The sequence below is a fragment of the Solibacillus kalamii genome (genome assembly GCF_002174535.1).
Classification (GTDB): domain Bacteria; phylum Bacillota; class Bacilli; order Bacillales_A; family Planococcaceae; genus Solibacillus; species Solibacillus silvestris.
In genome coordinates this window covers 77,707-89,488 of sequence record NZ_NHNT01000006.1, presented here as the reverse complement: position 1 = coordinate 89,488, position 11,782 = coordinate 77,707, and the positions used below count along the sequence as shown (strand labels likewise).

11 protein-coding genes are annotated in these 11,782 nt (G+C 39.4%); 8 read left to right on the top strand and 3 right to left on the bottom strand.

Annotated features, from left to right (window positions below):
- Window positions 1–21 precede the first annotated feature (21 nt).
- The gene (locus CBM15_RS10485) at window positions 22–906 is read right to left on the bottom strand and encodes a patatin-like phospholipase family protein (RefSeq protein ID WP_087617454.1); all 885 of its coding nucleotides are present in this window, start codon (window positions 904–906) and stop codon (window positions 22–24) included.
- 403 nt (window positions 907–1,309) lie between these two features.
- Here CBM15_RS10485 and CBM15_RS10480 point away from each other — a divergent pair, with 403 nt between their 5' ends.
- The 6 genes from CBM15_RS10480 to CBM15_RS10455 are packed head-to-tail and all read left to right on the top strand — an operon-like array spanning window position 1,310 to window position 7,234.
- The gene (locus CBM15_RS10480; RefSeq protein WP_065217604.1) at window positions 1,310–2,266 is read left to right on the top strand and encodes a sugar kinase; all 957 of its coding nucleotides are present in this window, start codon (window positions 1,310–1,312) and stop codon (window positions 2,264–2,266) included.
- Between the two features lie 23 nt (window positions 2,267–2,289).
- On the top strand, window positions 2,290–2,919 hold the full coding sequence (locus CBM15_RS10475; RefSeq protein ID WP_087617453.1) for a bifunctional 2-keto-4-hydroxyglutarate aldolase/2-keto-3-deoxy-6-phosphogluconate aldolase: 630 nt from the start codon (window positions 2,290–2,292) through the stop codon (window positions 2,917–2,919).
- Between the two features lie 3 nt (window positions 2,920–2,922).
- Window positions 2,923–3,993 (top strand): mannonate dehydratase, encoded by a 1,071-nt coding sequence (uxuA, locus tag CBM15_RS10470; protein ID WP_087617452.1) that lies wholly within the window; start codon window positions 2,923–2,925, stop codon window positions 3,991–3,993.
- Entirely contained in the window at window positions 3,993–4,829 is an 837-nt protein-coding gene (locus CBM15_RS10465; protein ID WP_087617451.1) for an SDR family oxidoreductase, read from the top strand. Before uxuA ends, CBM15_RS10465 begins: the two co-directional genes overlap by 1 nt.
- A 3-nt stretch (window positions 4,830–4,832) precedes the next feature.
- Window positions 4,833–5,837, top strand: a complete 1,005-nt coding sequence (locus CBM15_RS10460; RefSeq protein WP_087617450.1) for a LacI family DNA-binding transcriptional regulator — start codon at window positions 4,833–4,835, stop codon at window positions 5,835–5,837.
- A 59-nt stretch (window positions 5,838–5,896) separates the two neighbouring features.
- Window positions 5,897–7,234, top strand: a complete 1,338-nt coding sequence (locus tag CBM15_RS10455; protein WP_008405615.1) for a gluconate:H+ symporter — start codon at window positions 5,897–5,899, stop codon at window positions 7,232–7,234.
- Window positions 7,235–7,280: 46 nt separating this feature from the next.
- Here CBM15_RS10455 and CBM15_RS10450 read toward each other — a convergent pair whose 3' ends face one another.
- Entirely contained in the window at window positions 7,281–7,526 is a 246-nt protein-coding gene (locus CBM15_RS10450; protein ID WP_008405617.1) for a hypothetical protein, read from the bottom strand.
- A gap of 230 nt (window positions 7,527–7,756) precedes the next feature.
- Here CBM15_RS10450 and CBM15_RS10445 point away from each other — a divergent pair, with 230 nt between their 5' ends.
- Together CBM15_RS10445 and CBM15_RS10440 are read left to right on the top strand one after the other, a co-directional pair.
- Window positions 7,757–9,154: a hypothetical protein gene (locus CBM15_RS10445; protein ID WP_087617449.1), complete on the top strand. Its 1,398-nt coding sequence runs from the start codon at window positions 7,757–7,759 to the stop codon at window positions 9,152–9,154.
- Window positions 9,155–9,299: 145 nt separating this feature from the next.
- Window positions 9,300–10,919 (top strand): multicopper oxidase family protein, encoded by a 1,620-nt coding sequence (locus CBM15_RS10440; protein ID WP_087617448.1) that lies wholly within the window; start codon window positions 9,300–9,302, stop codon window positions 10,917–10,919.
- Between the two features lie 60 nt (window positions 10,920–10,979).
- Here the strand turns inward: CBM15_RS10440 and CBM15_RS10435 are convergent, their stop codons facing one another.
- A complete protein-coding gene (locus tag CBM15_RS10435; RefSeq protein WP_008405623.1) occupies window positions 10,980–11,540 on the bottom strand; it encodes a DUF3298 and DUF4163 domain-containing protein in 561 nt (186 codons plus the stop codon).
- Between the last annotated feature and the right edge of the window lie 242 nt (window positions 11,541–11,782).

Below are 11,782 nucleotides of genomic sequence, written 5' to 3'. Positions count from 1 at the left end.
CAGTTTTTTTTATAGGGGAATTTACCAAACTGGAGACCAGGTTTTTAAAAATTGAATTGTCCGCTCTTTTCCGATGCCCATTAATTTATTTTTTGTCGCTTCATCTAAATCAAATTGGGTTGCACTATATTCTTCAACCGGAATAAAGATAATATTCTTCTCGTGTCTTCGAGAAATATACCGATTATCATGAGCATTTTGCATCGTACTAAATAACGCTTCAAATAGTTGAATTCCATTATTAATATCATGAGGTTTCTTATCCTCGCTTGAACTGCTAAGCTTCATTCCAAGAACGGGCCGTTCTCTATTTCCATTATCATAAATCCACATTGGGAAATTACTTAAAACACCACCATCTACAATAACAGACTCCCTTCTCCCATTTTTTAAATAGACAGGCTCAAAGAAGAATGGAAGACCGCAACTCATGCGTAAAGCGCGGGAGACCGGAAAACTTTTGGGATCTATATTATAGTGATGCAAATCATCCGGGAGAACAAGAATCTTGCCGTTTGTTAAATCGGAGGCTACTAGTTTTAAAATGCCCTTTGGTAAATCTCCGAATGTGTAGATGCCTTTTGTCGCAAGTTTTTCGAGAAACCAGTTTTCCAAGGATTTACCACGATACAAGCCCATTCTTTTATATAAATTAAGCCATTTTAAAAACGGTAACTCGATTATGAATTTCGGGGGATCGAGTAAAACCTTTAAATTTAGTTCATCAAAAATTTCTTCAAGTTCCTTTGTATTAAATCCCGCAGCGATAAAAGTTGCCAATATGGCTCCGGCACTTGTACCGGCTACACGTTCGAACTTCACGCCCTTTTCTTCGAGCGCCCGAATGGCACCTACATATGCAAAGCCTTTAATACCGCCGCCTGAAAAAACCCCGTCTACAATCATTCGTTCTCTCCTTCCTTATATTCATTTAGAAAGTTCAATACAATTCCGGCTAGAAGTTAGTAGCTTTGGTATTTTTATAATGATTTTTTAAATTTGATGTCATAACAGTATATGATATTAAACATAAAATGGGCTTATTAATATTAAACAAAATTGGATATTAAGAATTACTATCCCGAAAATTTAATCGCCAAAAAATTAAAAAGAAATTTATGGCCTGAAAAAGCGTATTAAGTCCTTATATAACAGCATTCAGTACTATCAAAAAACACTTTACATTTAAAATATTCTAAATTTTTCTATTGAAATGAAAGCACTTTCAATGTAAGATTTGAATAATTCAAATTACTAAACCGGTTTAGTAAAATATTTAGCTTAAAAGTTTTCTCAAGGAGGAATAATTTTGACTACAAATCCAACTGTTTTTACATTAGGAGATGCATTAGTTACGTTTAACCCATCCGAAACAGGTCCGCTTCGTTATGTGCAAAGCTTTGCTAAGAAAGCGGGTGGGGCAGAGTTAAACTTTGCTATTGGTTGTGCCCGACTTGGATTGCAGTCGAAATGGATGAGTCGCCTAGGTAATGATGAATTCGGTAAAGGCATTTACAAGTTTGCTCGCGGAGAAGGCATTGATGTATCGGAAGTTGAGTTCGTTGATGGGTATCCGACATCTCTGAATTTTAAAGAAATCCGCGAAGACGGTTCCGGAAAAACGTTTTACTACCGCCATCAATCTCCGGTATTAACAATCGAGCCGGAGCATATTACGGACGAATTGTTGAATGGCGTGTCGATTGTCCATTTAACAGGTGTATTTTTGGCAATCGCACCAAAGAATCTGCAAATTGTACTAGCTGTACTAAAAAAGGCGAAAGAAAAAAATATAAAGATTTCATTCGATCCGAATATTCGACTAAAACTATGGACGATTGAAGACGCTCGTAAAGCATATGAGCAAATTTTCCCTTATGTAGATATTCTGCTGGCAGGGATGGAGGAAGTGGAGCTTATTCAACATGATGTAAGCAAACCAGCACTGGAAGCTTTCGCAAAGCAGCACGGAATCGGACAACTTGTTATTAAAGACGGAGCCAATGGTGCAAAGCTTTATTCAGAAAATATGTGGCATGAAAAGGAAGCTTTCAAAATCACTCCAATTGATACAGTAGGTGCCGGAGACGGGTTTGATGCAGGCTATATATACGCAGCTCTTCACAATTATTCACCAATAGAAAGTCTTACGTTTGCGAATGCGGTGGGTGCGCTAGTAACGACTGTAAAAGGTGATAATGAAGGATTGCCGGAACTACAGGAAGTGCTCGACTTTATGAACAATAAAAAAGCAATTGAACGTTAATCATATAAAAGGGAGATGAACATATGGTAAAGGCTGAAACATTAGCAGCGATTACAAGTTCGAAAGTAGTAGCAGTGATTCGAGGAAGTTCAGCAGAAGAAGCAATCGCTCTTTCTAATGCAGCGATTGAAGGGGGCATTCATTTAATCGAGCTCACTTATACAACGCCAAATACGCAGCAAGTACTGGAAACATTCCGCAATTCTGATGCAGTAGTGGGTGCTGGGACGGTGCTTGATGCGGAAACAGCTCGTCATGCAATTTTGAATGGAGCAAAGTTTGTTGTAGGTCCACAGTTCAGCAAAGAAGTAGCAAAAGTATGCAATCGCTACGCTATTCCGTATTTCCCTGGTTGTATGACGATTCAGGAAATGGTATCGGCACTTGAGTATGGCTGTGATGTGATTAAGTTATTCCCTGCAAATAACTTTAAGCCTTCGTTCATTAAGTCTGTTAAAGGTCCATTACCGCATGTACAGATTATGCCGACTGGTGGCATAAATACTGACAATCTCTGTGAATGGCTTGATTCGGGAGCAATCGCAGTAGGGATTGGCAGTGATCTAAATAAAGCTTATGCAACAGGCGGACATGCAGCAGTAGTAGAAGCGAGCAGAAAATATGTAGAAGCAGCAAAACAAGGAGAGGTGTAAAAGATGAATATTACATTTCGCTGGTACGGAAGAAACAATGATACAGTAACGCTCGACCATATCCGTCAGATTCCGAATGTTAAAGGAATTGTTTGGGCATTGCACCAAAAGGCAGCAGGCGAGCTTTGGACGAAAGAAGAGATTAAAGAAGAAGCGGAGTATATCCAGTCAAAAGGTTTCCATATTGATGTTGTTGAAAGTGTCAACGTTCATGAAGATATTAAGCTCGGTCTTGGTAATCGCGATTTATATATTGAAAATTATAAACAGACAATTCGGAATTTGGCGGAAGTAGGCGTTAAAGTAATTTGTTATAATTTCATGCCGATTTTCGACTGGACACGTACAGATATGTTCCACCCGCTTGAAGATGGGTCGACAGCACTTTACTTCGATAAAGAAAAAGTACAAAGTCTTGATCCGCAGCAGCTTGTAAAAACGGTTAGTGAAGCTTCTGATTTAACTTTGCCAGGTTGGGAGCCTGAACGTATGGCCCGTATCGCGGAACTTTTCGAAGCGTATAAAGAAGTGGATGAGCAAAAGCTATGGAACAACTTACGTTACTTTTTAGATGCCATTATCCCTGTCGCCGAAGAGGTTGGAATACGCATGGCAATCCATCCGGACGATCCGCCGTATTCGATTTTTGGCTTACCTCGCATCATTACAGGAGCAGCAAGCTATGAAAAATTAATTGAGATCAATGATTCTTTAGCAAACAGCTTTACATTCTGCTCTGGGTCGATGGGTGCATCACCGGATAATGACATGGTCGCAATTGCTGAAAAATATGCATATCGTTCACCGTTTGCCCATATTCGTAATGTGAAAATCTATGAAAATGGCAGCTTTACAGAAACTTCTCATTTTACATCAGATGGTTCAATTGATATTAAAGGGATCGTTAAAACATTGCATGAACAAAATTATACAGGCTATGTACGTCCGGATCATGGACGTCACTTATGGGGAGAAGTTTGTCGCCCTGGCTACGGTTTATATGATCGTGCACTCGGTATTATGTATTTAAATGGTTTATGGGATGCTTACAGCGAACAAACAGGAGGCAAATAATGATTCCAATACACGAAAATTTGGCAAATAAAGTAGCAGTAATTACAGGTGGCAGTGGTGTTCTATGCTCAAAGATGGCACAGGAATTGGCACGCCAGCAAGTAAAGGTGGCGATTATCGGTCGTACTGAATCAAAGGTCGAAGCAGTTAAAGAGGAAATCGTTGCAGCAGGGGGGACTGCTGTGGCAATAACTGCTGATGTACTTAACAAAGATTCTTTACTTGCAGCAAAAGAGCAAATTCTTGAACAGTTTGGACGTATTGATTTTTTAATTAACGGTGCAGGCGGAAACCATCCGGATGCGATTACCGAAAAAGAATATTATGAGGCGAATTCCACTGGCCTTTCATTTTTTGACTTGCAGGAAAATGGCTTTTCCGATGTATTCTCTTTAAATTTCACAGGAACATTCCTGGCATGCCAAGTGTTTGGAGAGGCACTTTTACAAGCAGAAAATCCAGCCATCATTAACATTTCATCGATGAGCGCATACACACCATTAACGAAAATCCCTGCGTACAGTGCAGCAAAAGCGGCGATAAATAACTTTACAAGCTGGATGGCTGTTCACTTTGCTGAAACAGGCTTACGTGTAAATGCAATTGCACCTGGATTTTTCATTACCCAGCAAAATAAAGATCTGCTCGTTGATGCAGAAGGAGAGTATACAGCACGTTCAAAAAAAATTATTGAAGCTACACCGATGAAAAAATTTGGTGAGCCAGATCAATTATTAGGGGCTCTGCTATTTTTACTGGACTCTTCTTATTCTTCGTTTATTACAGGTACAACAATTGCAGTAGATGGTGGCTTTAACGCGTATTCGGGGGTGTGATATTTGAAAAATGTCACGATTTCCGATGTCGCAAAGCATGCGGGGGTTTCTAAAAGTACTATTTCTCAATATTTGAATGGCCGCTATGAATATATGAGTGAGCATACCCGAAAAAAAGTGGAATATTCCATTCGCGAGCTTAATTACCGACCAAATATTATTGCTCGTAGTTTGTCGCAAAAATCTACTTTTACTGTTGGGATTATTGTCGCGAATATTCTACATTCATTCTCGACTCATATTATTCGCGCAATTGAATTGAACTTTAATAAACACGGCTTTCATACAATTGTATGTAACGCTGACGATGAACCTGAGAAAGAACGCCAGTATATCGAAATGCTCATGGCAAAACAGGTGGATGGGATGATAATCTTTCCTACTGGCGACAATTTGGATTTATATGAGCAAATGAAAAAGAAAAAATATCCGATTGTTTTCATGGACCGTACGATAGAGGGCTTAGGAATTCCCTCTATTTTACTGGAAAATGAACAGGCGGCAGAAGTGGCGGTAAAGGCATTGACCGATAACGGGCATAGCCGGATTGCCATACTGACCGCACCGGTAACACGTAATATTACACCACGGCTGGAGCGAATTGAAGGTTATAAAAAAGCTTTAGTGAGTAGAGGCATACAAGTACAGGATGAATATATACATAGTGTCGAAGTCGAAGAAATGAAAGTATCTCTTCGTAATATGTTTGAACTGGATCAGCGGCCGGAAGCGATTATCGCAGGCAGTGACCGTGTATTAGTCGAAATCTTAAACTTTGCCAAAGAGCATCAACTTGTCATTCCAAAAGATTTAGCTGTTATTGGAATAGATGATGTGTCCTTTGCAAACTTGTTTACACCCCAACTTACGACCATTTCACAGCCAACAACAAAAATGGCGAATAAAGCCGTGGAGTTGTTATTACAGCAAATCAAAGGGGAACAAAAGCTGTCTAATGACAAAACAATCCGCTTTGGTGGCCAACTTAATATGCGTCAAAGTCATTAATACAATAAGCTGTGTTGATAGATAGACTGGATGTACAGCTATTAACCTAGGGGGAAAACATGGATTTCATAGTAGACTATTTACCGATCATCTGGGTCGCACTTGGTGTCGGTTTATTATTATATTTAAACATCGTTGTAAAATTAAATAGTGTATTAGCTTTACTTATTGTTGCAATTCTTGTTGGGGTTTTAAATGGTTTATCATTAACGGATGTTGTGACATCTGTTAAAACAGGCTTTGGGAGCACACTTGGAAGTTTAGCGATTATTATCGGGATGGGTGCAGTTCTCGGGAAGTTAATGGTCGATTCGGGAGCTGCACAACGAGTTGCCTCGACATTGCTTAAAAAATTCGGAGCAAAAAATGTAGAATGGGCAATTTTAATTGTCGGTGCAATTTTCGGTATTTCCGTTTTCTATGAAGTGGCATTTATTATTTTGGCGCCTTTAGTTATTTCAATTGCAATTGAAGCAAAAATGCCTTACTTGCGTTTAGGGATTACGATGGTTGCTGCCGCTACGATGGCGCATAGTATATTCCCGCCACAGCCTGGTCCAACTGCACTTGTAGAAGCATATGGTGCGGATATGGGGATGGTTTACCTGCTGGGGATTGTTGTAGCTGTACCTGCGATTATTGCTGCGGGGATTATTCTTCCTCGGGTATTAAAGAATTTGGATTTGCCAATACCTCCATTATTGAAGAAATCTGAAGAAGTAGATCTGGACAAGGCACCAGGGTTTGGAATTAGTTTATTAATTCCATTATTACCTGCAATTATTATTACAGGTGCTACGATTTACAATATGATTTTCGATAAAGAGTCGGCAGTCGGTCAATTCATCAACTTTTTAGGCAGTGCTGAAATTAGTATGATTCTGGCAGTGCTGATCGCAATTTATGTATTCGGTATCCGTCTTGGCCGTACGATGAAGGAAGTAATGAATTCGTTCTCGGGTGCAATAGAAGGTATTGCAATGATTATCTTTATCGTCGGTTCCGGTGGGGCGTTTAAACAAATCATTTTAGATACAGGCATTGGTGATCTCATTGCAGGTGTGATGCAAAATACGTCCATTAACCCGTTAATTATGGCATGGCTGATTACAGCCGTTATTCGTATTGCGACTGGTACAGGGGTTGTGTCGGCAATTACAGCTGCAGGTATTGTAGGACCGTTAATCCATACGTTTGATGTCAATCCTGTTTTGATGGTTTTGGCCACAGCAGCGGGAAGTAATACAATTACACATGTTAATGATGCGTCTTTCTGGCTGTTTAAAGAGTACTTTAACTTATCGATTAAAGATACATTTAAAACATGGGGTCTTTTACTATTCACGACATCGATTGTCGGCCTTTGCGTAGTATTAATTTTGGATATATTTATTTAATAAATTTGATTATGGCATGTCCGAAACTTTATTTCGGACATGTTTTTTACTGTTCCTGTATAAACAGGACCTGCTCAAAGCTGCACTCTTTGCAAACAAGTAAATGCGGACAAATTTCATCTTTTGCGGTATTAGGGTAGCCATCCCCAAGCTTAACGGTATTTTCATCATTATAATGTCCATATGGATCCGAATAATCAGCTACCTTTCCTCCATCCTGCAGTGGACTGTTGCAAGAAGGACAATCCTTGCTGACTTTTTCTAATGCATTGCACAACGGACAAATCGCCATAAACACACCTCTATTTTTATCGTATGTATGCAATATGTCTCTTTTCCCCCATTAATTAAACACAATTGCCCGATGAAGTTACTTTTAAAAATACCTTACTAACATTGCGTCCCATTTTATAGAATCTAGGCGAATACCATGAAAGGTTAAAATATATATATTGGTACTAGGCGCTCACAACCTTTCTTTTTTCTCCATATGCTAAGTAAAAAAGGAAAAGAGGTTAGAGTATGGGAATTGAGATAACAGCTCTCCACTGGATCTATGTTGTATTTATTATGCTGATCATTATCTTTATGGTGAGGCGCCTGGATACAACATTGATTAGTATTGTGGGGATTTTTGTTATTGCTCTCGTCGCAACAGGGGATTTTGTAGCGTCAATAGGCGGTGTATTTAATAGCTTTATTTATGCAATTACCGAACTTTTATCTACTATTTTAATTATCTCAATTATCGTCGCCATGAGTCGGGTACTAACTAAAACGGGAATCAACGAAGTAATGATTGCACCTTTTACAAAAATCATAAAAAATCCGACACTAGGATTTTGGACAATCGGGATATTAATGATGATTATTTCCTGGTTTTTCTGGCCATCTCCTGCAGTAGCGCTGCTCGGAGCTGTTTTGCTTCCTGTAGCAATACGGGCGGGGTTGCCGGCATTAGGTGTGGCTATGGCGATGAACTTATTCGGTCACGGGATTGCGTTATCCAGTGATTTTATTATTCAAGGTGCACCCAAATTAACGGCTGATGCTGCCGGTCTTCCAGTTGGGGATGTCGTGATGGCAAGTATACCGCTTGTCATAACGATGGGGGTTGTAACGACAGTTGTCGCATTTTACTTTTTGAAACGGGATATGAAGCGCGGCACTATTCCTTTAGTAGGAACGTACGATAATAGTACGGAGCAAGAGCTGGAGCAAACAGTAAATCTATTATCGATGACTCAGAAAAAATTCTTTGCGTTGCTCATTCCGCTTGCTTTTGTACTGGATGTTGTTGCAATGGCTATTTTTGATCTTCAAGGGGGAGATGCAACAGCACTGGTAGGAGGAACTTCTGTATTTATCCTGCTAATTCTTTGTGTTATTGCTTTTAAAAAGAAAGGGCTCGACCAAACGACAAGCTACTTTATTAAAGGGTTCCAGTTTGGTTTTAAAGTATTTGGACCGGTCATCCCGATTGCGGCGTTTTTCTATTTAGGGGATGCAGGTTTCCTTACAATTCTCGGGAATCATCTGCCTGAAACGTCACATGGTATTGTGAATGATCTTGGGATGGGACTGGCGGCACTCGTACCATTAACAACCGAAATTGCAGTTGTAACACTGACGGGTGTAGGAGCCATTACAGGGCTGGACGGATCAGGGTTTTCTGGAATTTCTTTAGTCGGTTCACTCGGAAATTTATTTGGTACTGCAATTGGAGAAGGTACGGCAACATTGACTGCTCTTGGTCAAATTGCGGCTATTTGGGTAGGTGGCGGGACGCTTGTTCCATGGGCGTTAATTCCTGCAGCGGCCATTTGTAATGTTAGCCCTTTTGAACTGGCACGAAGAAATCTTGTACCGGTAATAATCGGGTTAATCGTAACGACGATTGTAGCGCTTTTCATTATCTAACCTGTTGCACGGATATAACAAACCACTCGCTGCAGTATGTTTGCTGTCCGGGAAACTTGAAGAAATGTCGGGTTTTCAAATAATGTGGAACGCCTAATTATATAGAGAATAAAATAGAGTAATAAACAATGAAGGATGGGACAATTTGAAAATTAATGATCAGCCGGTGAACCCAGCAGATCCTGCTACAATACCAAAATTTGAAGATAGACTGGTTATACCGCGAGTTGCAAGATCTAAACCAAACAATAACTATCCGCCTAATTCCTATTATGAAATCCAGATGCTTAAAGCAAGGCATCGATTTCATAAAGACTTTCCTTATACTGATGTGTGGGGCTATGATGGAATCGTTCCTGGTCCAACAATTGAAGCAAAAAAAGATGTTACGACTTATGTGAAATATTTAAATAAACTTCCCGATAAACATTTTCTGCCGGTAGATTACAGTCTGCATAGAGTAAACAATTCTGCAGAAGTCCGAACAGTGGTTCATTTACATGGGGCGAATGTCGCTTCTGCAAGTGACGGGCACCCTGAGGCATGGTATACAAAAAACTATGCTGCTACAGGACCACTATTTAAACAGGAAGTGCATGCATATACGAACCATCAGCCGGGTACGACTATGTGGTATCACGACCATGCGATGGCACTTACAAGATTAAACGTTGTGGCAGGATTGGCAGGATTTTATTTGCTTCGTGATTCTTTGGAGGAACGATTAAAACTGCCAAAGGGAAATTACGAAATACCATTGCTCATTCAGGATCGCTCCTTTAATGAAGATGGTTCTATTTTTTATCCAACGAAACTTGATCCGCCATTTCCTCTACCTGTACCTGACCAGCTTCCACTGCCGGATCCGACTGTTACGTTAGGCTATGTTGGAAATACAGTTATTGTAAATGGGAAAGTATGGCCATATTTAAATGTTGAGCCGAGAAAATATCGCTTCCGAATATTAAATGGCTCAAACCGTAGAAGTTACAAACTGTGTCTCTCCAATGAAGAAAAAATGAATCAGATTGGAACAGATGGCGGATTTTTAGCTGCGACAACGGAAATCATCACAGCTGAATTAAATCCTGCTGAGCGTATAGATGTAATTATTGATTTTAGCAAATTTGCGAATGAAGAAATTTTTCTGATGAATGATGATGAGGAGTTTGCAGATGAACATACGAATGTCATTATGAAATTCATTGTGAACTTACCTCTAAGGCGAGAAGATACAAGCCAAATACCTACATTGTTGGAACCAGCGATGGATTTACACGAGCATCATGCACATACCATTCGTAATCTGCCTTTAACATCTTCTCTAGACCGTTATGGCAGGCTTATGCTCATGCTGGATAATAAAATGTACCATGATCCCGCAACAGAAAAGCCTTCGTTAGATAGTATAGAGATTTGGAACTTTATAAATACGACACCAGTCCATCATCCAATCCATCTCCATTTAGTACAATTTAAAATATTGGAGCGTAGACCGTTTAATGTAGATCTATATGTTTCGGAAGGGAAACTAGAGTTTACAGGTAAGCCGGAAAAACCGAGAGATTATGAAAGAGGTTGGAAGGATACTGTAAAAGCGGACATTGGAAAAGTAACGAAAATTATTATGCATTGGAAAGAACATACAGGGGATTATATGTGGCACTGTCATTTTCTTGAGCATGAAGATCATGATATGATGCGTCCGATTCGCGTTATTAACGATGCCCATCCCGTGCAGCCACCGCATATTGATGACCATTAACTAAATTGAAAAAAATGTACTATATTTTGAATGTAAAAATATAGTACATTTCACTTAACTTTAACCGTTAGTTGCCAATCTGCCGAGCGGACCGGATTCGTCGATAATATCAGCCAAATCAAAAACAGAAATCGGAAACATGGGCAGACCTACGACATATGGAGTAATCTCATATAATTGAAAATAAATAACGAGTGTTTTATCTGCAATATAAAAATCCTGATCTGGACTTATACCCCGAAAATCACCTAATGTCGGGAGGTCCCGCTCCTGTATTTGAATATCGACAAGAGCAGAAAGTCTTCTAACATAGTTGCTGCCCGGTTTAAATAAATCTTTAAGTGTACATAGCTTCTTTTTTTCGATATCAAATGTCAGTGATTGAATCGTCGTCATCCCATGCGCGGCCTTTTGATGATACGTATAATTGGAAAGACTCAAGCTTAGCACTTGCCGCTGATTGTTTTTTATTTCGTATAGCCCCAGCATTTCTTCTACTGTTGTCGGCATTTCACCCACTTGCTGTGCAATTTGCTTTTGTACTTGCTCCTTAATCGCCTCATTCATCTCGTTTTCCCATAAATGATCCCACTTGTAAGAAACATGAGGATAATATACCAATTGATTCGGTCCACAATCTAATCGAACAGTACTAACAGGCATTGGACCAATTTGAAGAATAGTGTCACTTCCTTCATTCATTTTTTCTTAAATAACAATATGCATCTTACCCTGCATACTGTTATTTATATGTAGTGTATATAACTTTATGAAAGTGAAGGCTTGAAAAGATAACATGCAAAGTTCTTTCATAAAATGGATAATGATATGGAACTCGTAAATTAACAATTCAATGTGTAAAG

Coding starts and splice junctions, on each gene's coding strand:
- CBM15_RS10485 (WP_087617454.1), bottom strand. CDS start 906: ATGATTGTAGACGGGGTTTTTTCAGGCGGCGGTATTAAAGGCTTTGCA.
- CBM15_RS10475 (WP_087617453.1), top strand. CDS start 2,290: ATGGTAAAGGCTGAAACATTAGCAGCGATTACAAGTTCGAAAGTAGTA.
- uxuA (WP_087617452.1), top strand. CDS start 2,923: ATGAATATTACATTTCGCTGGTACGGAAGAAACAATGATACAGTAACG.
- CBM15_RS10465 (WP_087617451.1), top strand. CDS start 3,993: ATGATTCCAATACACGAAAATTTGGCAAATAAAGTAGCAGTAATTACA.
- CBM15_RS10455 (WP_008405615.1), top strand. CDS start 5,897: ATGGATTTCATAGTAGACTATTTACCGATCATCTGGGTCGCACTTGGT.
- CBM15_RS10450 (WP_008405617.1), bottom strand. CDS start 7,526: ATGGCGATTTGTCCGTTGTGCAATGCATTAGAAAAAGTCAGCAAGGAT.
- CBM15_RS10445 (WP_087617449.1), top strand. CDS start 7,757: ATGGGAATTGAGATAACAGCTCTCCACTGGATCTATGTTGTATTTATT.